Raw genomic sequence first — 24,083 nt, forward strand, 5'->3', positions numbered from 1 at the left:
GATGGTCACGCGAGGCCTTCACGTCCAAGTCCCTGGTCGGCATCGACGACGACAAGCCAACCTTCGCCCAGCGGCACTCGGCACCAGGACCAAACGGGAGACCATCGACCGCGCGCTGACCATAGCGTCCGCAATCAGCGCCGACGACCACGCGCGTGCCCTGCGCTGGCTCCGGGAGAACGCCGACGCGTTCGTGGACTTCGATGTCCTCGCGGATCGAGAACAGGCGGGCCCGTGACGTGTCTGGCGGACGCCTCCGCCGTATGGCGGCTGCTGCGCGGGCAGCTCGGCTCTCCCTGGCCCGACCGCGTGGCACGAGGGCTGGTCGCCATCTGCCCGCCCGTCGAAACGGAGCTGATGCCCGGCCTCCGCTCCGACCGGGACTACGAGCCCTTCTTCACCATGCTGGGCCAGACCTTCGGCTGGGTTCCCGCGCTGGACGACCCTTGGGCAAAGGTCGTCGAGGTGCAGCGGGACTTGGCGAAGATCGGCCATCATCGCGGCCCCTCCCCCATCGACATCCTGATCGCCCTGACCGCCGAGCACCATCGCCTGACCGTCCTCCACGTCGATGACGACGTCGCGGCCATCGCCAGAGTGCGGCCGAACGTGCTCATGGTTCGGGGCGAAACACCAGGCAACGGACCCCGGGGCGAACCTCTCGCAATGCCGAACCGATCAGCGGGTCGGGTTCTGTCGCGATGGGTGCGCTGCACCTGTCGGCGCGTCTGCCCCCATCGGGCACGGGGTGCGGTCGGCCGCTCGCCGGCTACGAGTCCGTTCGCCCGTCGACCGAGTCATGAACGCCTGCGCCGCAACGCCCGCCGGACCCACCCGACCGTCTCCCCGGCGTTCATGCGCCAGACCTCCAGCCTGTTGCGCACCGTCGAGACGACCATCCACCCCTTGAGCCACAGCGGCAGCCGGTTGAAAGGCACATGGTCGAGGACGTCGTCGACGGCGTTCACGGCGATGCTCCTACGGCCCGGACCTGCCGCCCGCAGCGAGGCGTACAGCTCTGGCGTCAACTCGCCATGGCGCCGGGCCGCGACACCCGCGGCGGTGTAGGCGAACCCGCGTTCGGCCGCGTCCGGCAACTTCATGGCCCGGACGATCCGTGGCGACGCCTCCTCCAGGGAGCAGTTGAACGCCAGTCCGATCACCGCCGTTCCCAGACGCCGCTCGCCCCGCTCGTACGCCGCGTCCCACTCGGCCGGGTCGTCGATGCCCAGCAGTCCCTCGCCGCTCTCCCAGTTCACCGAGAGCCTCCCCCTCCCCTCACCCCGTGAACCGAAACGTCGACGTCACCGCGTCGAAGATGTCGAAGAAGGACTCCGCGAGGTCCAGCACCTGGCTGCTCCCCGCCACCAGCGCGACCTTGCCGTCCTGGCCCGGCACCGGGATGAACGTCTGCATCAGCACCGCGCGGACGGTGCGGTTGAGGGCGTCGTCCGGGACGGGGATGTCCTCGATGCCGTACGTCCGGGCCGCCGGGCCCACCCCGGGGATGTCGACGGTCGTCACCTTGCGCCAGGAGTCGCCCTCCTTCTTCGCCTCCTTGGCCGAGAGGCCGGCGGCGATGGCGGCCGGGTCCGTCGACAGCGGCTCGCCGTCCCGGGTGCGGCCGCCGACCAGCGACACCGTCACCGATCCGGTGATCGGCGTCCCGCCGCCGAAGGTCTCCGCCATGCAACCGCAGTACAGCGCCCCCGACTTCCAGGCGTCCGCCGCAGCCTTGCGCAGGAAGGTGAGGTACGTGTCCCGGTGCGGGGCCAGCTCCGGGTGCTGTTCGACGCGTTCGTTCACCATGCGCCGGATCGAGTCGTCCCGCGACTCCGGGCGCACGTCGAACTCCCACCACGATTCCGGCACCTTGATCCGGAATCCGCCGCGCTCGATCGTGAGCGCCTCCATGTAGCGGGCCATGATGTCGCTTCCCCGTTCATCCGTCGGACGGTGCATTCGTTCACGCGGGCGCGTCCAGCACTCAGTGCGTGCACACGCGTACACGCCAGCACGTCATCGCGCGCCGGGGTCATCGTGCCACCGCCGCCGGACACGGCCTTCCGCACACCCGGAAACGCACTGGTCTGAACCAACCCCTTGCCCCCACCCCTCCCCCGCCGCAAGCTCCTGACATGGAGCTGGAGTTGCGGCATCTCAAAACGGTCCGGGCGATTGCCGACGCCGGCAGTCTGACCAGGGCGGCGACGGTCCTCGGGCTCGCGCAGCCCGCGTTGAGCGCACAGCTCAAGCGGATCGAACGCGCCCTCGGCGGCGCCCTGTTCGAGCGTGGCCGGCACGGTGTGCGGGCCACCGCTCTCGGCGAGCTCGTGCTCGAACGCACCCGCATCGTGCTGCCCGCGGTCACCGAACTCCAGCAGGAGGCGGCCCGATTCGCGCGCACGCCCCGCACCAGCGGGCGGTTCCGGCTCGGCGGCACGCACGGTCCGCTGCTCGGGGCGCTGGTGGACCGGCTCGCGGACACCGCGCCCGACGCCCAGGTCACGACCTGCGCCTCCTGGTCGGAGCGCGAGCTGGCCGACCTGCTCACCGAGGGGCGGCTCGACTACGCCCTCGCCGGGACGTGCGGGTCCGCGGCGCCGCCCGGCGGGGAGCACCTGGTCTGGCGGGAGGTCGCCGTCGATCCGGTGTTCGTCATGCTGCCCGACGGACACCGCCTGTCCGGCCACCGCGAGCTGGACCTCACCGACCTCGCGCACGAGGAGTGGGCCTGCGTCCCCGGCGACGGCTGTTTCGGGGACTGCTTCGCCGCCGCCTGCGCCCGCGCCGGGTTCACGCCGCGGCGGATGTACGAGACCGACACCTCGTCGCTCGTGCACCTGGTGCAGGTGGGCCGTGCGGTCGGGCTGTGCCGGGCGACGTTCCCGGACACGCCCGGCATCGTCACCCGCCCGCTCACCGGAACGCCCCTGGCGTGGCGGCATCTGCTGGGGTGGCACGCGGCCACGCAGCAGCCCGGCGCCGCGGGCGGCGTCCTCGCCCAGGCCCGGCTGGCCCACGCGAGCGTCGCCGCCCGCAGCGACACGTACACCGCCTGGCTGGCCGCCCACCGGGTTCCATAACACCGGGGAGGGGGGTCGGCCGACGTCTTACGGGCGTCGCGCGACGCCTCCTACGGTTTCGGCACCTCCCCACCCGAGACCGAGGAGATCCCCCATGCTCCAGCGACACGTCCGAGCCGCCAGAGCCGCGGGCGCCGCCGCGGTGACGACGGCCGCCCTGCTCGTGGCCGGGCTCAGCGGCTCCGCGAGCGCCGGGCCGGCCGTCGTCGGGGCGGCGCCCGCACCCGCCCCGCAGTCCGCCGCCGAGACCCTGCGCGCCGACGCCGCCCCGCCCGCCCTGCTCCGGGCCATGCAACGCGACCTGGGCCTGGACCGGCGGCAGGCGGAGCGCCGCCTCGTCAACGAGGCGGAGGCCGGCGCCACCGCGGGACGGCTGCGGGCCGCGCTCGGCGGGGACTTCGCGGGCGCCTGGGTGAGCGGCGCCGAGTCCGGCAGGCTGACCGTGGCGACGACCGACGCCGCCGACGTCCGCGCGATCGAGGCGAGCGGCGCCGAGGCCGCCGTCGTCGCCCGCTCCCTCGCCGCTCTCGACGCGGACCGGGCCCGCCTGGACAGCGCGGCCGAACGGGTGGGCGCCGCGGACGCGCCGGTCCGGTACGTCGACGTCCGGACGAACACCGTCGTCGTCGAGGCCGTACGGCCCGCCGCCGCCCGCGCCCTCATCAAGGCCGCCGGCGTCGAGGGCGTCCAGGTCCGCAAGATCGCCGAGCGGCCCCGGCCGTTCTACGACCTGCGCGGCGGCGACGCCTACTACATGGGCTCCGGCGGCCGCTGTTCCGTCGGCTTCCCGGTCACCCGCGGCACCCAGCAGGGGTTCGCCACCGCCGGCCACTGCGGTCGCGCCGGCACCAGCACCAGCGGCTACAACCAGGTCGCCCAGGGCAGCTTCCAGGCCTCGACCTTCCCCGGCCGCGACATGGCCTGGGTCGCCACCAACTCCAACTGGACCGCGACGCCGTACGTCAAGGGCGCGGGCGGCCAGAACGTGCAGGTCACCGGCTCGGCCCAGGCGGCCGTCGGCGCGTCCGTCTGCCGTTCGGGCTCCACCACCGGCTGGCACTGCGGCACCGTCCAGCAGCTGGGCACCAGCGTCACCTACCCCGAGGGCACCATCTCCGGCGTCACCCGCACGAGCGTCTGCGCCGAGCCCGGCGACTCGGGGGGCGCGTACATCTCCGGCAGCCAGGCGCAGGGCGTCACCTCGGGCGGCTCGGGCAACTGCAGCAGCGGCGGGACGACGTACTTCCAGCCGCTCAACCCGCTCCTCCAGTCGTACGGGCTCACCCTGAAGACCACCGGCAGCGGCCCCGGCGAGCCCGGTGAGCCCGGTGAGCCGGGCGAACCCGGCGGCACCTGGGCCGTCGGCACCGTCTACCAGGCGGGCGCCACGGTCACGTACGGCGGCGCCACCTACCGCTGCCTCCAGGCCCACCAGGCCCAGCCGGGCTGGGAGCCGCCGAACGTGCCGGCGCTCTGGCAGCGCGTCTGACCGAACCACCGCCGACCGACCGGCCCGGGCGCCTGAGGGGTGCGCCCGGGCCGGTCCGCGTCATGCGTCGGGGCCTCCCCCGCACGCGCACTCGCCCCGCACCCGCCCCGCCCGTCGACCGGTCGGCCCGATCGACCGGTCGGCCCTCGCTCAGTGCCCGCGCCCACCGGCCGCCCTCCCCCCTTCGCCCGGGCTTCACCCGGCCGCACCGGACCCGGACATGCGAAAGGGCCCGTACGACCGGAGTCGTACGGGCCCTCTCAGGCTTTCAGGTCAGCAGACCCAAGAGGCCGAGCAAGCGGACTTACTTGACGATCTTGGTGACCTGGCCGGCGCCGACGGTCCGACCACCCTCACGGATGGCGAACTTCAGGCCCTCCTCCATGGCGACGGGCTGGATCAGCTCGACGCGCATCTCGGTGTTGTCGCCCGGCATGACCATCTCGGTGCCCTCGGGGAGGTGCACGACACCGGTCACGTCAGTCGTACGGAAGTAGAACTGCGGGCGGTAGTTGTTGAAGAACGGGGTGTGGCGGCCACCCTCGTCCTTCGACAGGATGTAGGCCTGGGCCTCGAACTCGGTGTGCGGGGTGACCGAACCCGGCTTGATGATGCACTGGCCGCGCTCGACGTCCTCGCGCTTGATGCCACGGAGGAGCAGACCGACGTTCTCACCGGCCTGGCCCTCGTCGAGCAGCTTGCGGAACATCTCGATGCCGGTGACCGTGGTGGTGGTCTTCTCGGTCTTGATGCCGATGATGTCGACGGTCTCGTTGACCTTCAGGACACCACGCTCGATACGGCCGGTGACGACCGTACCGCGACCGGTGATCGTGAAGACGTCCTCGATCGGCATGAGGAACGGCTTGTCGACGTCGCGCTCCGGCTGCGGGATCGACTCGTCGACAGCCTTCATCAGGTTGAGGACGGACTCGACCCACTCCTGCTCGCCCTCGAGGGCCTTGAGCGCGGAGACGCGGACGACCGGCAGGTCGTCGCCCGGGAACTCGTACTCGGAGAGGAGCTCACGGACCTCGAGCTCGACGAGCTCCATGATCTCCTCGTCGTCCACCATGTCGGCCTTGTTCAGGGCGACGACGATGTAGGGGACGCCGACCTGGCGGGCCAGGAGCACGTGCTCCTTGGTCTGCGGCATCGGGCCGTCGGTGGCGGCGACCACGAGGATGGCGCCGTCCATCTGCGCCGCACCCGTGATCATGTTCTTGATGTAGTCCGCGTGACCCGGGCAGTCGACGTGGGCGTAGTGACGCGCCTCGGTCTGGTACTCGACGTGCGCGATGGAGATGGTGATACCGCGCTGACGCTCCTCGGGCGCCTTGTCGATGTTGTCGAACGGGGTGGCCTCGTTCAGGTCCGGGTACGCGTCGTGCAGCACCTTGGTAATGGCGGCCGTGAGGGTCGTCTTACCGTGGTCGATGTGACCGATGGTGCCGATGTTGACGTGCGGCTTAGTCCGCTCGAACTTCGCCTTCGCCACTGGGGTCCTCCTGTGGAGTGGTTCTGTACGCCTTACTTCATCGGCGCCAGGTGATCTTTGCTGTCAAAACCCGGAACCCGGGGCATTCACCCGGGAATGCGGGGGAATGCCCCGTGAGGCTCCGGAGTCAAGCCTACGGCGTGGACGCGAGGTCCGTTACTCGCCCTTGGCCTTCGCGATGATCTCCTCGGCGACGTTCCGCGGAACCTCGGCGTAGGAGTCGAACTGCATCGAGTAGCTTGCGCGACCCGACGTCTTGCTGCGGAGGTCGCCGACGTAGCCGAACATCTCCGACAGGGGCACGAGGCCCTTCACGACACGGGCGCCCGCCCGCTCCTCCATGGCCTGGATCTGGCCACGGCGGGAGTTGATGTCGCCGATGACCTCGCCCATGTAGTCCTCGGGCGTGGTGACCTCGACGGCCATCATCGGCTCCAGGAGCACGGGGGAAGCCTTGCGCGCGGCCTCCTTGAAGGCCTGCGAACCGGCGATCTTGAACGCGAGTTCGGAGGAGTCGACCTCGTGGTAGGCGCCGTCGAGAAGCGTGACGCGAACGCCCGTCATCTCGTAGCCCGCCAGGATGCCGAACTGCATCGCTTCCTGGCAGCCGGCGTCGACCGAAGGGATGTACTCCTTCGGGATGCGACCACCGGTCACCTGGTTCACGAACTCGTAGGACGCGTCGCCGCCCTCGATCGGCTCGATCGCGATGATCACGCGAGCGAACTGGCCGGTGCCACCCGTCTGCTTCTTGTGGGTGAACTCGACCTTCTCGACCGACTTGCGGATCGTCTCACGGTACGCGACCTGCGGCTTGCCGACGTTGGCCTCGACCTTGAACTCACGGCGCATACGGTCGACCAGCACCTCGAGGTGCAGCTCGCCCATGCCGCCGATGATGGTCTGGCCGGTCTCCTCGTCGGAGTGGACCTGGAAGGACGGGTCCTCCTCGGCCAGGCGCTGGATCGCGACGCCGAGCTTCTCCTGGTCGCCCTTCGACTTGGGCTCGATGGCGACCTGGATGACCGGGGCCGGGAAGTCCATGGACTCCAGGATCACCGGGGACTTCTCGTCGCACAGCGTCTCACCGGTCGTGGTCTGCTTCAGACCCATGACCGCGACGATGTCGCCGGCGCCCACCGACTCGATCTCCTCACGCTTGTTCGCGTGCATGCGGTAGATCTTGCCGATGCGCTCCTTGCGGCCCTTGACGGAGTTCAGCACGGCGGTGCCGGACTCCAGACGGCCGGAGTACACGCGGACGAAGGTGAGCTTGCCGAGGTGCGGGTCGCTCATGATCTTGAACGCCAGCGCCGACAGCGGCTCGTCGTCGGACGGCTTGCGCTTGACGACCGTCTCCGGGTCCTTGACGTCGTGGCCCTCGATGGCCTCGATGTCGACCGGCGACGGCAGGTAGCGCACGACCGCGTCGAGCAGGGGCTGGACGCCCTTGTTCTTGAAGGCGGTGCCGCAGAACACCGGGGTCACCGTGGTGCCCTGGCCCTTGCCGGAGGCGATGGTGATACGGCGGATCGCCGCGTACAGCTGCTCCTCGGAGGGCTCGGTGCCCTCCAGGTACAGCTCCATCATCTCCTCGTCGTTCTCGGCGACGGCCTCCAGAAGCTTGCCGCGGTACTCCTCGGCAGCCTCCGTGTGGGTGTCCGGGATGTCGACGACGTCGTACATCTCGCCCTTGGTGGCCTCGGCCGACCAGACCAGGGCCTTCATCGTCACCAGGTCGACGACGCCCTTGAAGTCCGCCTCGGCGCCGATCGGCAGCTGCATGACCAGCGGCTGCGCACCCAGGCGGTCGGAGATCATGTCGACGCAGCGGTGGAACTCGGCACCGGTGCGGTCCAGCTTGTTGACGAAGCAGATGCGCGGAACGCCGTAGCGGTCCGCCTGACGCCACACCGTCTCGGACTGGGGCTCAACGCCGGCGACGCCGTCGAACACCGTCACGGCACCGTCGAGCACGCGCAGCGAACGCTCCACCTCGACGGTGAAGTCGACGTGGCCCGGCGTGTCGATGATGTTGATGGTGTGGTCGACGTTCTCCAGCGGCCAGTGGCAGGTGGTGGCAGCAGAGGTGATCGTGATGCCACGCTCCTGCTCCTGCTCCATCCAGTCCATGGTGGCAGCGCCGTCGTGGACCTCACCGATCTTGTAGGACACACCGGTGTAGAACAGGATCCGCTCGGTGGTGGTCGTCTTGCCCGCGTCGATGTGGGCCATGATGCCGATGTTCCGCACCCTGGCCAGGTCAAGCGAAGTGGTAGCCATAAGGCTTTCGTCTTCTCTCGGTCTCGATGTGGGTAGCGACTACCAGCGGTAGTGCGCGAAGGCCTTGTTGGACTCGGCCATCTTGTGCGTGTCCTCGCGCTTCTTCACAGCGGCGCCGAGGCCGTTGCTCGCGTCGAGGAGTTCGTTGAGCAGACGCTCGGTCATGGTCTTCTCGCGACGGGCGCGGGAGTAACCGACCAGCCAGCGCAGCGCCAGGGTGTTGGCACGGCCGGGCTTGACCTCGACCGGGACCTGGTAGGTGGCGCCACCGACACGGCGGGACTTGACCTCGAGGGTCGGCTTGATGTTCTCCAGAGCGCGCTTGAGCGTGATGACCGGGTCGTTGCCGGTCTTCTCGCGCAGGCCCTCCATGGCGCCGTAGACGATGCGCTCGGCGGTGGAGCGCTTGCCGTTCAGCAGCACCTTGTTGATCAGGGAGGTCACCAGAGGGGAGCCGTAGACCGGGTCGATGATGACCGGACGCTTCGGGGCGGGGCCCTTACGAGGCATTCTTACTTCTCCTTCTTGGCGCCGTAACGGCTGCGAGCCTGCTTGCGGTTCTTGACACCCTGGGTGTCGAGCGAGCCGCGGATGATCTTGTAACGAACACCCGGCAGGTCCTTCACACGGCCGCCGCGCACGAGCACGATGGAGTGCTCCTGCAGGTTGTGTCCCTCACCCGGAATGTAAGCGGTGACCTCGATCCCGCTGGTCAGACGCACACGCGCGACCTTACGCAGGGCCGAGTTCGGCTTCTTCGGGGTGGTCGTGAACACACGCGTGCAGACGCCGCGACGCTGAGGGGAACCCTCGAGTGCGGGCGTCTTGTTCTTCTCGACCTTGTCCTGCCGGCCCTTGCGGACCAGCTGCTGGATCGTAGGCACTACTTCTCCGGTTTCTGTGTGCCGATGGGTACAGCTAACCTGGAACGTCGCCGACCCACGCGGTCGGGTGTGTCGAATCCCGCGGACTCCCGCCGCTAGGCGAAAAGAAGCGCAGATTACGGTGGCCGGTAGCAGCCCCACGTGCGGTTTCAAGGCACGCACGAGGGCCAGGGCACACCCCAGGCACAAGGTCTGAGCGTACCCACCGCATCGACCTGGGTCAAAAGAAGCGGTTCCCGGTCGACGCACCGGGCTGATCGGCCAGGAATTCGTCACAGACAGTGGCGGATGTTCCGGATGATACCGCCGCCCTAGGCGGAGCCGGCCCTCCGCTCCAGGCGGATCATGCGCGCCCGCACCGACTCCAGCTGGGCCTGGTCCGCCGCGGGCAGGGTCGTCCAGAGGGCGACCAGCTCACGGCCCATGCGGAGGCCCTCGACGGGGTCGGTGACCTGAAGCCAGGCAGCCGCCGCGTTCCGCACGCTCTGCAGCGCCTGGGGGTCGTCGCGGTCCCTGCGGTCACGGGCTATGTCGAGAGAGCCTTCGAAGGCTCGCCGACTGTCGCCGGCGACGAACGCGACGTACGCGCTCAGCTCGCGCAACCGCAGTACCTCGGGCGACTCGCGTCCCAGCCGCTCGGTGGCCTCGGTCACGCTCTGCCGCGCGAGAGTGGCGGCCCATTCGATACGACCGGACTGAAGCGCCTCATGAATCCTTGCCGCCGGACCGGCGACCGGATCATCCGCGAACGGCGCGGGCGAGGGGGCCGCGGGCGGTGCGGACGCTACGGCGGGCTCGGGCGCGGGGGCCTGAACCGGCGCTTGGGCGCGCGCGGGGGCCGGGTCCGGGGCTGGTCCCGGGTCGGGAGCGGGGGCAGGTCCCGGGTCGGGAGCGGGTGCCGGGTGCGGAGCGGGTGCCGGGTGCGGAGCGGGTGCCGGGGCAGGTCCCGGGTCCGGGGCAGGTCCCGGGTCCGGGGCAGGTCCCGGGTCCGGGGCAGGTGCCGGGTCGGGAGCGGGTGCCGGTGCCGGGGCAGGTCCCGGGTCGGAAGCGGGTGCCGGAGCCGGGTCGGAAGCGGGTGCCGGGGCCGGGGCAGTTGCCGGGGCCGGGGCGGGAGCCACGGCTGGGGCGGCCGTCGCCGGATCCGACGGCGGTGCCGCGGCCGGTGCCGAGGTCGGTACCGGGACCCTGGCCGGCCCCGGTACCGAGGGCGGGGTCGTCGGAAGCGGCTCCGCCCTGTCCGCCGGACGGGTGTTTCCGGGCTGTGGTGCGGTCATGGGCGCCGGGGCGGAGACGGATGAGGGCCCCTCTGCCGCCGGGCGGGGCCGGGACACGGGCTCGCCCGGCATCGGCACCGGCCGAGCCAGGAAGCGGCTCGACCCGTCCTCCAGCACCTGCAGGGGCACGATGGCCCCGATCCGCTCGTCGTACACCGTGGCCGACACCGGCTGCCCCGACGTCAGGGCGAGCCGGTACAGGTAGTCGAGGACAGCGTCCTGCGGTTGCTCCCCCACCCCCGCCACGACAGGACGACCGCCTATCTCCGCGTACCCGTCGGCGTGCACCCGCACGTCGACGGCAACGGGCCCGGGAGCCGGCGGCGGAGTCCCTTCCGGAGTCCCTTCCTTCCGCTTTCGACGGTTGAACACGGACATGGGAGCCTCACTCAGTTCTTTCGCACGGGCGGAGACGAAGCGGACGCGGGGGAGGAAACGGAGGGGGACGGCACTGCCGCCACGGTCACTTTCACGTCCGCGACCCGCCAGGGGCCGCCACCCGAACGGGACAACTTGACCGAGGCCATGAGCCGAGGGCCGTCGCCGGTCCAGCCGTCCCGGCCCCGTGCCCTGCCGTCGACGAAGACCTCCCGGTAGGTGACGGACGCGGTGTCGGCCGGTACGTCGCCGTCGTCACCGTCGTCGAAGGTCAGCCGCACCGTTGTCCATGCCTTGTGCTCCGCCCAGACGCTCCACTCGCTTCCCGTGCCGCCGGCCGGTGTGTGCTCGCGTTCGGCGGCGGCGCGTTCGGGGACGAGATAGCGGGAGCCCCGGAGCACCGCGTCCTGCGGCCCCGCGTCGTACGCGGTGTCATGGCTGTACGTGAGGATGGCCCAGGCCCGGGTGACGGAGGTCGGGTCCTGGTCGTCCACCCGCGGCGGGGAGGGGACCCTGGCTCCCTCGTCGAGCGGCTTGCCCCGGGGGACGGGAGCCTTGGGCGTGAAGCTGCCGGAGACCGCCGGGTCCGGCCCCGCACCCGTGCCGTCCGTCTCGTCCCCGAGGCTCTTCAACCCGCAGCCCGTCAGCACGGCCGAGCCGACGACGGCCACGACTGTCACGGCGATGGCCTTCCGCACGATCCCCCTCCTCCTGTCCGCGCCCGTCCGTCGCCCGCTCATTTTCCGATCCAGGGGGCGGGGTCGACGTACTCTCCGTTCACCTGTACCTCGAAGTGCAGGTGGGCTCCGGTGGAGTAGCCCGTGCTGCCGACGAGTCCGACCACCGTGCCCACGCCGACCCGCTGTCCCTTGGCGACGCTGATGGCGGACAGGTGGTTGTAGGTCGTCGAGACTCGCTTGCCCTCGATCGTGCCGTGGGACACGACCACCCGGTTCCCATAGCCACTCGTCATGCCGGCGAAGGTGACGACGCCTTCCTCGGCGGCGAGTACCGGCACCCCGGCGGCGACTCCGAAGTCGATTCCGGAGTGCAGTTTGTAGACCCCGGTGACAGGGTGCACGCGCATACCGAAGGGGGAGGTCACAGGGGGGTTGCCGGACAACGGCATGGCCATCGCCTGTCCGGCGGGGACGGTGCCGGTACCGGGTCCTGAGCTGATCGCCGTGTATTTCGCCATGAAGCTCTTGATCTTGACGACGTAGCCCTGGGTCTCCTGGTACGGGGGTATGCCTCCGTACTCCAGCACCGCACCCGGGCCCGCGTTGTAGGCGGCGAGAGTGAGGTCGAGCGTCGGGCCGCTCGCCCGGCCGCGAGCCTTGTAACCCTCGACGTCCTCGGCCAGGGCACAGTCGTAGCGCCCCTGGGCCATGATCGCATCTCCCGGGTCGAAGGGGTCCACTCGCCCATTGCCGTCGTCGTCCCGGCCCCAGGTGGTCCACGTTCCGGGCATGAACTGTGAGAGTCCCTGGGCCCCCGCGGGCGAGGTCCGCCCATTGATCCAGGCCGACTCGGCCTCGATCTGGGCGGCGATGACGGGCGCGGTTATCTGGGGGCACATGGAGCCGGCCTTCAGCACCCACGGCAGGTACTCCGGGGGTACGTGCTTCGGGTTCAGCGTGCCGCCGGTGACACCCGACATGTCGGGGCCCGTGTCCCCCGCCCCGACACCCACGAACAGCATGACCGGCATGACGACCAACGCGAAGGCACCGCCCGCGAGCCACGCGGCAGTGCTTCCCCCTTTGCCCGACATCGCTCCCCCGTAGACATGATCCGATGTCCCCCACAGGCCGGTACGGCGACCGCCCGACGACATCACATGGCCGATGCAGTCAACACCCTTTGATTCGCAGTACGTTATCGGTGTCGGACGCTACGCGAGAGAGTTGACGGACGTCGACACAGGGGGAGCAGGGACGCATGCAGCAGCACATCACCGAGGGAGTTGAGATCTGGCTCCGCGGGCCGGTGAATCCATCCGCCCCTCCGCTGCCGTCCCCGAATACGGTATTCCTGCACGATTCGTCGCCAAGTTCCGTGCGAGGCGCGGAGGTTGTTCCCGCCGCCTCGCTACCGACGCCCGCTCAGGCCCGACTCACTTGGATGAACGCCCATGGAGGCGCTGGGACTTCCACCCTGGCGCAGATATTCGGAGGTCATGACTCCGGCCTCTCCTGGCCCGACCCCGCAGCCGGGGAACCCGGGAACGTCATGCTCGTGGCCCGTACCCACGCCTCGGGGCTCCAGGCGGTGTCCAGGGTCCTCAACGCCGTTCGCCAGAATGAAGTCCCGGCAGATGTCACCCTCTGCGCGGTCGTCCTCGTCGCGGACGCACCCGGCCGCCTGCCGAAAGAGCTGAACCGCAGAATCAAGGTGATCGGCTCGGCCGTCGCCGTCCACCGGGTGCCCTGGGTGCCGTCCTGGCGGACCGGCGACCTCTCAGGGCCTCTGCCGCGTGAAGTCGCCGCGCTCGGACGAGTCATCACCGGCAACTGACTTTTATGACAGAAGGTTTGAGATGGCAGCGCCAGCACGCGTCGGACCGGAGTCCGACGTCACGGATCCCCTCAACGAACTTCTCGACATGATGGCCTGGCTGGTCAGCGCCGCGTGCGTCGTCGGCCTCCTGATCGTCGGGGCACGGATGGCCATATCGCTCCGATCGGGAAATGGGGAGGAGCACGTGACGCAGTTCGCGACCGTCATGGGGGCCTGCATCATCGGGGCGACCGCAGGTCCTGTCGTCACGTTCCTCCTGGAGTAGGCGGTCTTTCGAGACAGATGTGTTCCGAAACCGGTCACCGACGAGGCCGGAAACGGACGCACAGCGATCTGGCGCTGTCATGATGCAGCGTCAACATGGCTGCACACGCAGTCACTGTCAGGAGAGTGAGCGTAGACCGCTCACTTGCACGGGGGGAGATTCTCCATGTTGAGCAAGCTTCACGGCATCGTCCTCGCCGCCGACGTGCCCACGCCGGGCATGGACGCGCCGGAGGAACTCACGGACAAGGTGAACAGTGTCCTCGGCATCGTCGCCTGGGCCGGAACCGCGGCGGGCGTCGCGGGCGTACTGATCACCGGGGCCATGATGGCGATTTCGATGCGCCGGGGCGAGGGGTCCGAGCACATGGGCCGTCTCGGCATGGTGCTGGGCGGCTGCGTCCTGGTCGCCACTGCCGGCCCGCTCGTCTCCTTCGTCTTCGCCTGACCCCGACCCCGACCCGAACGTGAAGGGAACCCGACTGATGGTGGTTTCGGGAAGGCAGCGCGGCAGCAGCGGGGAGTGGGAGAAGCCCTTCTGGCAGCAGCGGGGCTGGCAGATTTCGGCCGCGTTCCTGATCGCGATGGCCCTGATCGGTGGCGTGGCGCTCCTCTCCGGCGGAGGCGACGACAGCGGGGCGCCCGCGGCCAAGCCGTCCGCGGTGCAGTCGTCCGCGGACGGCGGTGAGACGTCCGCGCCCTCGCAGGCCACCGGTGAGGGCCGGCCTGCCGGTTGCCGTACGGACGACAGTGACCAGGACACTCGGCCGAAGCCGCCGGCCGACGTCCAGTGGCGCCAGCTGAACTCCACGCTGGTCCCGGTGTCGGAAACCGCGGGCCCGGTGAAGTTCGACGGGCCCGCGTGGTCCTGTTTCGCGCACACTCCCATGGGCGCGGTCCTGGCGGCCCACGTCATCCCCAACCAGTTCGACGACTCGAACTGGCGGGACGTCGTGGATCGTCAGATGCCTCCCGGGGCGGCCAGGGACGCGTACATCCGCAAGCGTTCGAAACTGCCCGACGACTCGGTGGTCAAGGCTCCGCCCGGCAGCAGGGGCACCTACGCCGCCTACTCGATCGTCTCCTACTCCGAGGAGCAGGCCACAGTGATGGTCGTGATGCAGATTCCGCGGGGGGGTTACGGTGCCGGCACGGTGACCGTCGTCTGGGACGACGGCGACTGGAAGCTCCGGCCCACACTCTCCGGGTCCCTCTTGGAGACGGCCACCCCCGTGGGCGGTCTGGAGGGTTTCACGGAGTGGGGCACACCTGATGCTTCGTGAGCTGCCCGGCCCCGGCGACATAGTCGACTGCGCCACAGATCTCAGCGGATGTCTGGGCGATGCCACCCGGGGCGCAGGTGAGGCAATAGCCGACTCGGCGGTCGGCGCCTTCGCGAACGCCATCGGCTCGGCCGCCTCCGAAGTGCTCAAGTCACTGAACGGCGTCTGGCTGCAGGCCGGAAGCCCGAGCTCCCTCAACCCCCAAGGGCAGACCGGGCTCAACGGCATCCTCAACGAGACGCAATGGATCGTCGGCTACGTGGCCGTCGCCTCGCTCCTCGTCGCGGCGGCCAGGATGGCGTACGAGCGCAAGGGCCAGCCCATGCAGCAGGCGCTCCTGGGCATGTGGAAGGTCATTCTCGTCTCGGCCGTCGCCCCCTTGATAGCCGGCAAGCTGTACGAGGCCTCGGACGCGTACGCGGCGGACGTGTACGAGAAGGCCCAGCTGGGTGAGAACGCCGAGACGATGCTCGGTTTGACCACTCTCACCAGCCCCGGCCTGATCCTGATCTTCGGCCTGCTGATCATGCTGGCCGGGTTCGTCCAGATCATTCTCATGTACATCCGGCTCGGCGTGCTCATCATGCTGATCGGCACCCTTCCCATCGCCGCCGCGTCCTCGATGACGGGCTGGGGCGAGGGCTGGTGGAAGAAGCATCTCGGCTGGCTCATCGCCTGGCTCCTCTACAAACCGGCCGCCGCACTGATCATCTACTCGGCCACGGCCATGACGCAGGACGACCGCGCCGTTGCCTTGGAGAACACCATCGCGGGCATGGGCATGCTGATCCTGTCCGTGTTCGCCCTGCCCGCCCTGCTCAAGCTGATCGTCCCGGCGACAGCCGCGCTCGGCAGCACCTCGGGCGGCACGGTCGCCATGAACTTCGCCAACAACATCGCCACCGGTGCCATCAACATCGCGAGCGGCGGCATGTCCTCCTCCGGTGGCGGTGGAGGAGGCGGCCGGAACACTGCTTCCCAAGGGCCGGCCGGCTCGCCCTCCACGGGTGCTGGCTCGCCCCCGGGCGGCACGGGCGGTGGCGGCGCGGGGACGGTCGGTGGTGCGGCCTCCGCCGGTGCCGCAGGGGCCACGGCCGGCGCGACGGTCGCCGTCCAGGCCGCTGCGACGGTCGCACAGGCCGGCCTGACCGCGGCGAACGAAGTGACCAACTCCCTCGACGACAACGACGGAAACAAGGGCCACAACCAGTAGGAGCCGATGGGGGAGGCGCATGCCCGGCCTCCCACTCTGCCGAGGAGAGGAAGATCCATGTCCGAGCAGCGTTCCCTGCGCGAGTACCTCCAGCGCTACGCGGCCGGCGAGATCCCGCGCGACGAGATGATCGAAACCGTCGCCGCCTGGGAGTTCGAGGAGTCGGACTGGGAGGAGGGGCACATCGAGCCGTCCCACCAGGACAACACCCTCGAAGTCGTGGCCGGCGCCTCCCTCCTCGGTGACATCACCAGGGAGGACCTGGAGGAGATCCACCGCCGCCGCACGGCCCGCCACGGATGAACGGCGAGTACCAGCCGCTCTACCAGGAGTTACAGCGGCGCATGGGCCCTGGAGGCGATCTCTCCCCCGGCCCCCGGGACACCGTCAGCCACCACTTCCGGGACGGCCTGTGGACCAGGGAGCGGGAACAACTGCACCGGGCGATCCTGGAACAGTTCAAGGACCAGTACCGTGACCGCCCCCGGGACGGCCAGGCCGTCCTGCTCACCGCCGGTGCGCCCGGGGCGGGCAAGGGCGGCGCCCAGGCCGGCCTCGCCCGGTGGCAGGGCCAGGACACCGGGCTGGGGCGGGAACTCGCCCGCGCCCACGGAGTGAACCTCGACCTGTACGTCGTCCTCGACCCGGACCAGTTCAAGGTGGCCCTCTTCGAGCACGGCGGACTGCCCCGGCTGGACGCCCGGGCCATGGCCCTGCCCTTCGGCCGGGAGCTGGCACCCTCCGAAATGGCCTCGCTGATCCATCGTGAGTCCGCGTTCCTCCAGGACCAGTTCGAGGTATGGGCGCGCCGCGAGGGCTACAACCTCCTCTACGACGCCACCCTGAAGAACCTCGACAAGAACATCCGCCTCCTCACCGACCTCCAGCACCAGGGCTACGACCAGCGCGTCGTGCTGTCCGTCGAGGTCCCCCTGGAGCAGTGCCTCGCGCAGAACGCGGCCCGCTGGGAGAGCGGCCGCATCCGCTACGAGCAGGGCCTGGACGCCTACGGCGGCCGGATGGCGCCCGAGGGCACGATCCGCGACCTGTACGCGCAGAGCACCTCGGGCCGCGGTTACTCCATCGGCCGGGAGAACGCCGAGCGCCTTGCCGACAAAGGGCTCGTCACCGCGCTGATCACCTCCGACCGGGGCGACTTCGACCCTGGCGCCGCCGCGCGGAGCCCGCTCGTCCAGGCGCGGACCTTCCAGCAGGGCGACAGCGTCATCCGGATATCGGCGGCCGGGCGCCTGCGCTCGGGGCGGGGCGACGCCGCGCCGCGGCCCACCGCCGTCCCCGGAACGGCTGCCCCCGCCACGCCCCGCACTCCGCGCCGGCCCCCCGGCCCCGGAAGAAGCCTCTGACACACCCCGGAAAGGAAACCCATGTCCTCCGACGCCATGACGCGTCCCACGTACGGGAACTGGCGGCGTCCCCGTCGGCCCGGCCTCGGCCCCCTGGGCCTGCTCGGTACCGTTGTCGCCTTCGGCGGACTCGTGGTCGTCCTGCTCGCCTCGCTGGTCTCGCTCGCCGCGGCCGTCGTCGTCCTCGTCCCGCTGGCGCTGTTCCTCGGCCCGCTGGCGCTGCGCACCGCGGACGGCCGCAACGTGTACCAGCTGCTGGCCGTCCGGATCGGCTGGATGAAGCGCAAGGCCAACGGCTCGCACACGTATGTCTCGGGCCCGCTGTCGCGGCGCCCCGGCGGCCACTTCACGCCGCCCGGACTGCTCTCCCGGGTGAAGATGCGGGAAGGCAGGGACGCGTACGACCGCCCCTTCGGAGTGCTGCACCACCCCGGCCGCAACCTCTACACCATCGTGCTCACCTGCGAACCCGACGGCGGTTCGCTGGTCGACCCCGAGCAGGTCGACATCTGGGTCGCCTCCTGGGGCGACTGGCTGGCCCGGCTGTCGCACGAGCCGGGGCTGCGCGGCGCCCAGGTGGTCGTCGAGACCGCCCCGGACACCGGCACCCGCCTCGCCGCCGAGGTGCTCCCCCGCATCGTGCCGGACGCCCCCGCCGCGGCGCGCGCGGTGATGGAGGAGGTCGTCCAGCGCTACCCCGCCGCGTCCTCCGAGATGCACACCTACATCGCGCTCACCTACGGCACGGTCCCCGGCCCGCGGCGCGACCCCGAGGACGTCATCACCGACCTGTCGATGCGCCTGCCGGGCCTGCTGGCGGGCCTGGTCGCCGCCGGCGGCGGCTCGGCCTCCCCGCTGTCCGCGGAGCGCATCGCCGAGATCGTGCGGGTGGCGTACGACCCGGCCATCGCGCCCGACGTACTGGCCGTCCGCGCCCAGCACGCCGGCACGGGCCTGGACTGGAAGGACGCCGGCCCGGCCGCGGCCGTGGAGACGATCGACGCCTACAAGCACGACTCCGGGGTGTCCCGCACCTGGATGCTGACCCTCGCCCCGCGCGGCACCGTACGGTCCAGCGTGCTGCGCGGCCTGCTGGAACCCGCCCACGGCACGCGCCGCAAGCGGGTGTCGCTGGTCTACCGGCCCATCGACCCGGCGACCTCCGCGCGGATCGTGGAGGCCGACCGCAGGGCGGCGCACTTCATGGCCGGCTCCCGCCGGGGCCTGGTCCAGGCGCGTGCCTCGTCCGAGATGCGCGCGGCCGAGCAGACCGCGGCCGAGGAGGCCGCCGGCGCCGGTCTCGTGGAGTTCTCCCTGATGGTGACGGTCACCGTCGACAACGAGGAGGAGCTCCAGGACGCCTCCATCACCGTGCGCAACCTCCAGGCGTCCTCCCGCATCCTGATGCGCCCCGCGGACCGCATGCAGGCGTCGGCGTTCAGCTGCACGCTGCCCGTCGGCCTGCTGCCGTGGGAGTACACGCTCATCCCCTACCAGCTGAGGGAGACCCTGTGAGCAGGCGACAGCGTCCGGCCGCCCGACCGCCGCGCGAACCCGTCGTGCCGGCTCGGGGATGGCCCGGCCCGGGCGGCGGCCAGGTCGGCCACCTGGACCCGCCGACCATGTGGCGCGCGACCACCGTGCAGGCCTGCGGCCTGTGGCCGTTCGCGGCCGGCTCGGGCGCGCCGATGACGGGCGTGCCCCTCGGGCAGCATCTGCACACCGGCGCGACGGTGTGCGGGGACCCCATCTCCTGGTTCACCCGGGCCCGTTACATCTCGAACCCGTCGCTGTTCATGCTCGGCATGCCCGGCCTCGGCAAGTCCACCCTGGTCAACCGGATGCTGATCGGCATGACGGCGACCGGGATCGTGCCGCTGGTGCTCGGCGACCTCAAGCCCGACTACGCCGACACCGTGCGGGCCCTGGGCGGCCAGGTGATCTCCATCGGACGCGGGGTCGGCGGCATCAACGTGCTGGACCCCGGCGCCATGGGCGAGGCCGCGGCCCGGATCGGCGGCGACGCCGGCCGGGTGCTGGCGGCCGAGGCGCACGGCCGGGTGCTGAACATGGTCGCCGCCCTCGTCACCATCGTGCGGGGCCGACCGATGGACGATCACGAGCAGTCGGTGCTGTCCGCCTGTCTGCACCACCTCAACGAGCGCGGCAAACCCGGCCGAGCACCGCTCCTGCCCGATCTGCTGAAGGTCCTCGACGAGGGGCCCGACCGAGTGCGCGCGGTGACGCTCGACCGCGGCGACATGGTGCGCTACCAGCAGGCGGTGGACCCACTGCACCGCTCGCTGCTCGGCGTGCTCGACGGCCCGCTCGGTGACACCTTCGCCTCCGAGACGTCGACCCGGATCGACCCGAACTCGCCCGCCGTGTGCGTCGACATCTCCCGGATCGGCGAGGCCGACACCCAGCTCACCGCGGCGGCGATGCTCGCCGCCTGGTCCGACGGGCTCGGCACGGTCGCCGCCGCCCACGCCCTGGCGGACGCCGGGCTCGGCCCGCAGCGCTGGTTCTTCACCGTCCTGGACGAGCTGTGGCGACCGCTGCGCGCCGCCTCCGGCATCGTCGAGCGGATCGACGCGCTCACCCGCCTCAACCGCTCCCTGGGGCTCGGCGACGCCAAGATCACCCACACCCTCAAGGATGCCGAGGCGCTCGGCACCGAGGCCGACCGGGCGAAGGCGCGCGGCTTCGTCGAGCGGGCGGGCATGGTCGTCTGCGCCGGGCTGCCCCGTGCCGAGATGCAGGAGCTCAGCAAGATCGTCGGCATGTCGGAGCGGGAGATCGAACTGGTGTCGTCCTGGTCGTCGCCGCCGGGCTGGGCCGGCACGGACGGCAACGCCGAGCCGCCCGGCCGTGGCCGCTTCCTCATCAAGGTCGGCGGCCGGCCCGGCATCCCCATCAAGGTCGCCATCACCGACACGGAGCGCGCCCTGCACAACACCAACACCCGCTGGACCGGCACGGAACAGGCCGTGCAGCACGGGGAGGGGCCACGATGAGCGCGCGCAGGGGCAGCGCCGGCGCCGACGACTTCCTGCCGTGGATCATCGTCGTGGTCGCGGCGCTCACCGGCTTCGTCTTCTTCGCGGTCTGGCTGGGCGGCACGCTGGGCGCGGCCACCAGCGGCGGTGGCTGGGATCCCCCGCCGTTCGCCCTGTCGACCTTCGCGACCCTGACGCAGGACGGGCCGGAGGCGCTGTGGCCGGGCTCACCGGTCGGCGCCTTGCTGGCGGGTATGACCGTGGTGCTCGGGGTGTGCGTCGCGCTGCTCGTCGTAATGATCATGCTGGTGCGCAAGGGGTCCGCCCGGCCGACCGGTCTCGCCGGACGCCGGGAGCTCGCGGCCATGCTCCCCAAGGGCGCCGCCGCCCGCGCCCGCGAGCTGCGTCCCTCACTGCCGAGGACGGGACGGCTCCACCCGGACGACACCGGAAACCTGCTGGGCGACCTGGAGCCGAACGGCCCCGAGCTGCGCTCCAGCTACGAGGACGTCGAGCTGGACCTGATGGCCCCGCGGGCCGGCAAGTCCACCGGCATCGCGGTGCCGCGGGTGCTGCGCGCCCGGGGCAGTGTGCTGCTGACCTCCAACAAGGCCGACGTCTACAGCGTCACCCGGGCCGAACGCGAACGGCACGGCACGGTATGGACGTTCGACCCGCAGGGCATCGCGCACACCCCGCGCGCGATGTGGTGGGACATGCTCGCCGACGCGGCCACCATCGAGGGCGCCCGGCGGCTGGCCGGTCACTTCGTGGGCGCCGTCAACGACGACGCCTCCAAGCGCGACTTCTGGATCTCCGCGGCCCAGAACACCCTCACCGCCCTCTTCCACGCCGCCAGCCGGGGCGGGCGGCGGATCGACGAGGTGCTGGCCTGGCTGGCCGACCCGGCCGACCGCACACCGATCGACCTGCTGCGCGACGCCGGCATGACCGCGCTGGCCGACCAGCTGCGCGGCACCATCCAGGGCGCGGTCGAAACCCGGGACGGCATCTACGAGACCGCACGCCAGTGCGTGGCGTGCCTCCTCGACCCGCGGATCGCCGCCTGGGTCAGCCCCGACCCGCGGCTGCCGCAGTTCCGGCCCGACACGCACGTGCTCAGCCGTGACACCCTCTACCTGCTCTCCAAGGACGGGGGCGGCTCGGCCGCCGGAGTGATCGCGGCCGCCGCCGACTCGGTGCTGCGCGCGGGCGTCGTCGCCGCCGAACGGATGGGCGGGCGCCTCGACCCGCCCATGACCGCCGTCCTCGACGAGGCGGCCAACGTCTGCCGTATCTCGGATCTCCCCGACCTCTACAGCCACTTCGGCTCCCGCGGCATCAACATCGTGACTTTGCTGCAGAGTTATCGCCAGGGCGTACGGGTGTGGGGCGAGCCCGGCATGGACGCCCTGTGGGGCGCCGCCACGATCAAACTGCTCGGCGCGGGCCTGGACGACGCCGACTTCGTCGAGAAGATCTCCCGGCTGGTCGGCGAACACGACGTGAGCACGGTCAGCTACTCCAGGAGCAAGGACGGCAGGTCCCGCTCGACGTCCTACCGGCTCGAACGCATCCTGCCCGCCGACCGCATCCGCGCCCTGCCCAAGGGCACCGCCCTGCTGCTCGCCACCGGGGTCAAGCCGGCCCTCGTCCGGCTGCGCCCCTGGTACCTGGAACCGGACGCCGACCGGATCCGGGCCGCGGCCCAGGCGGAGGTCCAGGCGATCACCCGCCGCGCCGGCAAGGAGACCATCCACTGATGACCGAGCACCTCCCCCACCAGGTGCCGCAGTCCCCGCCGTTCATCCTCTACCTAGACGGCGACGCGTACGTCCAGGAGCTGCGGCTGCTGGCGACCTGGGTGAACTCCCTGCTGCTTCCCGTCTACGGGCGGGAGACCCACTCCGGCTCGCCCTGGTGCCCGCGCTGGTGGGAGCACCTGGAGGCGGTGGCCCGGCTGCACGCGCTGTGGCTCGCCTGGCAGGAACTCACCGATCCCGCCGCGGGCGCCGTCGGTCCCTCCGTATGGCAGCGTGATCACCTGGGACCGGCGCTCAGCGAACTGCGGGACCCCGCCGGGCCGTTCGCCGGCTGCAAGGAAGGCTCCCACCGGGCCAAGGCGGCCCCGGTGGTCGAGCCGTACTGATCGACCGAGAGGACACACAGCACATGCCCAAGACGAAGGCAGCGGCGAGCGCCCTGCTCGCGGGGCTGCTCCTGGCCGGCTGCGGCGACGGCTCGTCGCCGGACTCGAAGAACGAGCACACGGCGTCCGCCGGCCCGTCCGCGAAAGCCTCCCCCACCCCGGAGGGCCCGTCGGTCCTGTTGACGGTCCCCTCCCAGTACGACCCGGGCAAGGGCTGGCAGCAGACGCTCTCCTGGATGCCGAAGAACTACTCGGCGCAACCGCTGGTGGCCGTGGGTACCCGGAGCGACACCGTCGCCCATGTGAACACCACGGAGGACGGGTACGTCGTCCAGGTGCGCGACGCGACGACGGGGAAGATCCGCTTCACGGGCGAGCCGTGGGAGCCGCCTGCTCCCAAGGAGAAGACGAACTCGCTGTTCGGGCACTCGGTGCAGCTGCCCTCCGTGTCGACCACCGTCCAGAACGGCCGCGAGTACGTCGTGCTGTGGGCCCACGGCGTCCTCGGCGCAGACGCCCTCGACAAGGGCAAGGAGATCGTCCGCCTTCTGGTCTATCCGATGAATGCCTCCGGCAGCGCGGTGGCCCCTACGCGCGAGATCGACATCCCCGTCGAACTGTTCGCACTCGGTCGCGACTACCTGAGGGTCGTCGACCTCGGAACGGGCTTGCAGGTTCACTGGGAGGCGCGCAACACGGACAAGGAAGCCGTCGCCGTGAACGTGACGAACGGGACGCTCGACCACTGCGCGGACGCCTGCTCCGAGAGCATCGGACGCCTCTGGACCGACAAGGGATGGGTCGTCTCCGACTACTCCCAGGACACCGTGTCGATGCCCAAGTCGTGGCACATCACCGACGACGCCCCGCCCGGCGCCAAGTACGCACAGGACTCGGCGTCCGGGAACGGCGCGTACGTGGGAATCACCGGCGGCCATCTCTTCACCCGGTGGAAGGCCGAATCCGGCAGCGTCATGCACCCTCTCACCGCCCTGCACGACGCCGCCACGGGCAAGCTGGAGACCAGCATCGTCTGCGACCGGCCGTCGGAGGGCGACACCGTCTCCTCCCCCAACGGCCGCTTCGTCGCCTCCGGCACCGTCGCCTTCGACCTCCAGCAGCGCAGCGGCTTCTGCCTCGACGCCGGGAAGGAGCGGAAGGCCAGCGTGTACATCCGGTCGATCACCGACGAGGGGATCGCGTACGGAGGGCTCGATCACACCCCCCGTGAGGGAGAGGAGACGGCCGAGGTCGACCTCTCCTCCGGCACCGCCGCCCCCGCACTCCTCCCCGAGGGCACCGTCCTGCCCCACCTGACCCTGAAGAACACGGGTGTCTTCCTGACCCCGAGCCCCGACGACGGCGTGCTGATCTCGGTACTCCGCCACAAGTGACGGCC

The 24,083-nt window shown here is 70.8% G+C and carries 23 protein-coding genes; 14 read left to right on the top strand and 9 right to left on the bottom strand.

Translation table 11 applies throughout. The annotated features are described in order from the left end of the window. Positions 1–797: 797 nt before the first annotated feature. Together ABZY13_RS05225 and ABZY13_RS05230 are read right to left on the bottom strand one after the other, a co-directional pair. Positions 798–1,259 (bottom strand): hypothetical protein, encoded by a 462-nt coding sequence (locus tag ABZY13_RS05225; RefSeq protein WP_356627500.1) that lies wholly within the window; start codon positions 1,257–1,259, stop codon positions 798–800. 19 nt (positions 1,260–1,278) lie between these two features. After that, positions 1,279–1,926 (bottom strand): hypothetical protein, encoded by a 648-nt coding sequence (locus ABZY13_RS05230; protein ID WP_356627501.1) that lies wholly within the window; start codon positions 1,924–1,926, stop codon positions 1,279–1,281. A gap of 212 nt (positions 1,927–2,138) precedes the next feature. Here ABZY13_RS05230 and ABZY13_RS05235 point away from each other — a divergent pair, with 212 nt between their 5' ends. Next, positions 2,139–3,086: a LysR family transcriptional regulator gene (locus tag ABZY13_RS05235; protein WP_356627502.1), complete on the top strand. Its 948-nt coding sequence runs from the start codon at positions 2,139–2,141 to the stop codon at positions 3,084–3,086. A gap of 94 nt (positions 3,087–3,180) precedes the next feature. Beyond that, the gene (locus ABZY13_RS05240; protein WP_356627503.1) at positions 3,181–4,575 is read left to right on the top strand and encodes a carbohydrate-binding protein; all 1,395 of its coding nucleotides are present in this window, start codon (positions 3,181–3,183) and stop codon (positions 4,573–4,575) included. 304 nt (positions 4,576–4,879) lie between these two features. On the opposite strand, the gene tuf is transcribed toward ABZY13_RS05240, so the two are convergent. The 7 genes from tuf to ABZY13_RS05275 all read right to left on the bottom strand — a co-directional run bounded on the left by tuf (position 4,880) and on the right by ABZY13_RS05275 (position 12,594). Further along, positions 4,880–6,073 carry an elongation factor Tu gene (gene tuf / locus ABZY13_RS05245; RefSeq protein ID WP_356627504.1) on the bottom strand — a complete coding sequence of 398 codons (1,194 nt, stop codon included), beginning with the start codon at positions 6,071–6,073 and terminating at the stop codon, positions 4,880–4,882. 156 nt (positions 6,074–6,229) lie between these two features. Continuing rightward, complete coding sequence (fusA, locus tag ABZY13_RS05250; RefSeq protein ID WP_356627505.1) at positions 6,230–8,356, bottom strand: elongation factor G; 2,127 nt, start codon at positions 8,354–8,356, stop codon at positions 6,230–6,232. Positions 8,357–8,395: 39 nt separating this feature from the next. Beyond that, positions 8,396–8,866: a 30S ribosomal protein S7 gene (gene rpsG / locus ABZY13_RS05255; RefSeq protein WP_003998848.1), complete on the bottom strand. Its 471-nt coding sequence runs from the start codon at positions 8,864–8,866 to the stop codon at positions 8,396–8,398. A gap of 2 nt (positions 8,867–8,868) precedes the next feature. After that, a complete protein-coding gene (gene rpsL, locus ABZY13_RS05260; RefSeq protein WP_003948652.1) occupies positions 8,869–9,240 on the bottom strand; it encodes a 30S ribosomal protein S12 in 372 nt (123 codons plus the stop codon). Positions 9,241–9,551: 311 nt separating this feature from the next. Continuing rightward, positions 9,552–9,893, bottom strand: a complete 342-nt coding sequence (locus ABZY13_RS05265; RefSeq protein ID WP_356627506.1) for a hypothetical protein — start codon at positions 9,891–9,893, stop codon at positions 9,552–9,554. A 1,010-nt stretch (positions 9,894–10,903) separates the two neighbouring features. Continuing rightward, entirely contained in the window at positions 10,904–11,590 is a 687-nt protein-coding gene (locus tag ABZY13_RS05270; RefSeq protein ID WP_356627507.1) for a hypothetical protein, read from the bottom strand. 38 nt (positions 11,591–11,628) lie between these two features. Then, on the bottom strand, positions 11,629–12,594 hold the full coding sequence (locus ABZY13_RS05275; RefSeq protein ID WP_356627508.1) for a peptidoglycan DD-metalloendopeptidase family protein: 966 nt from the start codon (positions 12,592–12,594) through the stop codon (positions 11,629–11,631). 422 nt (positions 12,595–13,016) lie between these two features. Between ABZY13_RS05275 and ABZY13_RS05280 the strand changes: the two genes are divergently transcribed. The 12 genes from ABZY13_RS05280 to ABZY13_RS05335 all read left to right on the top strand — a co-directional run bounded on the left by ABZY13_RS05280 (position 13,017) and on the right by ABZY13_RS05335 (position 24,078). Continuing rightward, a complete protein-coding gene (locus tag ABZY13_RS05280; protein WP_356627571.1) occupies positions 13,017–13,409 on the top strand; it encodes a DUF6668 family protein in 393 nt (130 codons plus the stop codon). 22 nt (positions 13,410–13,431) lie between these two features. Beyond that, positions 13,432–13,677, top strand: coding sequence for a hypothetical protein (locus ABZY13_RS05285; RefSeq protein ID WP_356627509.1), 246 nt, complete (start codon positions 13,432–13,434; stop codon positions 13,675–13,677). Positions 13,678–13,842: 165 nt separating this feature from the next. Continuing rightward, positions 13,843–14,124 (top strand): hypothetical protein, encoded by a 282-nt coding sequence (locus ABZY13_RS05290; RefSeq protein ID WP_356627510.1) that lies wholly within the window; start codon positions 13,843–13,845, stop codon positions 14,122–14,124. Positions 14,125–14,161: 37 nt separating this feature from the next. Further along, the gene (locus ABZY13_RS05295; RefSeq protein ID WP_356627511.1) at positions 14,162–14,959 is read left to right on the top strand and encodes a hypothetical protein; all 798 of its coding nucleotides are present in this window, start codon (positions 14,162–14,164) and stop codon (positions 14,957–14,959) included. After that, a complete protein-coding gene (locus ABZY13_RS05300) occupies positions 14,949–16,172 on the top strand; it encodes a hypothetical protein (RefSeq protein ID WP_356627512.1) in 1,224 nt (407 codons plus the stop codon). Before ABZY13_RS05295 ends, ABZY13_RS05300 begins: the two co-directional genes overlap by 11 nt. Before the next feature lie 57 nt (positions 16,173–16,229). Continuing rightward, on the top strand, positions 16,230–16,475 hold the full coding sequence (locus ABZY13_RS05305) for a hypothetical protein (RefSeq protein ID WP_356627513.1): 246 nt from the start codon (positions 16,230–16,232) through the stop codon (positions 16,473–16,475). Between the two features lie 41 nt (positions 16,476–16,516). Continuing rightward, positions 16,517–17,536 (top strand): zeta toxin family protein, encoded by a 1,020-nt coding sequence (locus ABZY13_RS05310; RefSeq protein WP_356627514.1) that lies wholly within the window; start codon positions 16,517–16,519, stop codon positions 17,534–17,536. A gap of 21 nt (positions 17,537–17,557) precedes the next feature. Beyond that, a complete protein-coding gene (locus ABZY13_RS05315; protein WP_356627515.1) occupies positions 17,558–19,051 on the top strand; it encodes an SCO6880 family protein in 1,494 nt (497 codons plus the stop codon). Then, positions 19,048–20,553 (top strand): ATP/GTP-binding protein, encoded by a 1,506-nt coding sequence (locus ABZY13_RS05320; RefSeq protein ID WP_356627516.1) that lies wholly within the window; start codon positions 19,048–19,050, stop codon positions 20,551–20,553. Before ABZY13_RS05315 ends, ABZY13_RS05320 begins: the two co-directional genes overlap by 4 nt. Next, positions 20,550–22,298: a TraM recognition domain-containing protein gene (locus tag ABZY13_RS05325; protein WP_356627517.1), complete on the top strand. Its 1,749-nt coding sequence runs from the start codon at positions 20,550–20,552 to the stop codon at positions 22,296–22,298. The genes ABZY13_RS05320 and ABZY13_RS05325 overlap by 4 nt, the downstream gene beginning before the upstream one ends. Beyond that, the gene (locus tag ABZY13_RS05330; protein ID WP_356627518.1) at positions 22,298–22,684 is read left to right on the top strand and encodes a DUF4913 domain-containing protein; all 387 of its coding nucleotides are present in this window, start codon (positions 22,298–22,300) and stop codon (positions 22,682–22,684) included. Before ABZY13_RS05325 ends, ABZY13_RS05330 begins: the two co-directional genes overlap by 1 nt. A gap of 23 nt (positions 22,685–22,707) precedes the next feature. Continuing rightward, positions 22,708–24,078, top strand: a complete 1,371-nt coding sequence (locus ABZY13_RS05335; protein ID WP_356627519.1) for a hypothetical protein — start codon at positions 22,708–22,710, stop codon at positions 24,076–24,078. The last annotated feature ends 5 nt before the right edge of the window (positions 24,079–24,083 follow it).

The organism is Streptomyces sp. NPDC006610, from assembly GCF_040611575.1.
Taxonomy (GTDB): Bacteria; Actinomycetota; Actinomycetes; order Streptomycetales; family Streptomycetaceae; genus Streptomyces.

Excerpts from the sequence above, each read along its gene's own strand:
- ABZY13_RS05230 (WP_356627501.1), bottom strand. The coding sequence starts at position 1,926 with ATGGCCCGCTACATGGAGGCGCTCACGATCGAGCGCGGCGGATTCCGG.
- ABZY13_RS05235 (WP_356627502.1), top strand. The coding sequence starts at position 2,139 with ATGGAGCTGGAGTTGCGGCATCTCAAAACGGTCCGGGCGATTGCCGAC.
- ABZY13_RS05240 (WP_356627503.1), top strand. The coding sequence starts at position 3,181 with ATGCTCCAGCGACACGTCCGAGCCGCCAGAGCCGCGGGCGCCGCCGCG.
- fusA (WP_356627505.1), bottom strand. The coding sequence starts at position 8,356 with ATGGCTACCACTTCGCTTGACCTGGCCAGGGTGCGGAACATCGGCATC.
- rpsG (WP_003998848.1), bottom strand. The coding sequence starts at position 8,866 with ATGCCTCGTAAGGGCCCCGCCCCGAAGCGTCCGGTCATCATCGACCCG.
- ABZY13_RS05275 (WP_356627508.1), bottom strand. The coding sequence starts at position 12,594 with ATGCTGTTCGTGGGTGTCGGGGCGGGGGACACGGGCCCCGACATGTCG.
- ABZY13_RS05280 (WP_356627571.1), top strand. The coding sequence starts at position 13,017 with ATGAACGCCCATGGAGGCGCTGGGACTTCCACCCTGGCGCAGATATTC.
- ABZY13_RS05285 (WP_356627509.1), top strand. The coding sequence starts at position 13,432 with ATGGCAGCGCCAGCACGCGTCGGACCGGAGTCCGACGTCACGGATCCC.
- ABZY13_RS05290 (WP_356627510.1), top strand. The coding sequence starts at position 13,843 with ATGTTGAGCAAGCTTCACGGCATCGTCCTCGCCGCCGACGTGCCCACG.
- ABZY13_RS05295 (WP_356627511.1), top strand. The coding sequence starts at position 14,162 with ATGGTGGTTTCGGGAAGGCAGCGCGGCAGCAGCGGGGAGTGGGAGAAG.
- ABZY13_RS05300 (WP_356627512.1), top strand. The coding sequence starts at position 14,949 with ATGCTTCGTGAGCTGCCCGGCCCCGGCGACATAGTCGACTGCGCCACA.
- ABZY13_RS05305 (WP_356627513.1), top strand. The coding sequence starts at position 16,230 with ATGTCCGAGCAGCGTTCCCTGCGCGAGTACCTCCAGCGCTACGCGGCC.
- ABZY13_RS05310 (WP_356627514.1), top strand. The coding sequence starts at position 16,517 with ATGGGCCCTGGAGGCGATCTCTCCCCCGGCCCCCGGGACACCGTCAGC.
- ABZY13_RS05315 (WP_356627515.1), top strand. The coding sequence starts at position 17,558 with ATGTCCTCCGACGCCATGACGCGTCCCACGTACGGGAACTGGCGGCGT.
- ABZY13_RS05325 (WP_356627517.1), top strand. The coding sequence starts at position 20,550 with ATGAGCGCGCGCAGGGGCAGCGCCGGCGCCGACGACTTCCTGCCGTGG.
- ABZY13_RS05330 (WP_356627518.1), top strand. The coding sequence starts at position 22,298 with ATGACCGAGCACCTCCCCCACCAGGTGCCGCAGTCCCCGCCGTTCATC.
- ABZY13_RS05335 (WP_356627519.1), top strand. The coding sequence starts at position 22,708 with ATGCCCAAGACGAAGGCAGCGGCGAGCGCCCTGCTCGCGGGGCTGCTC.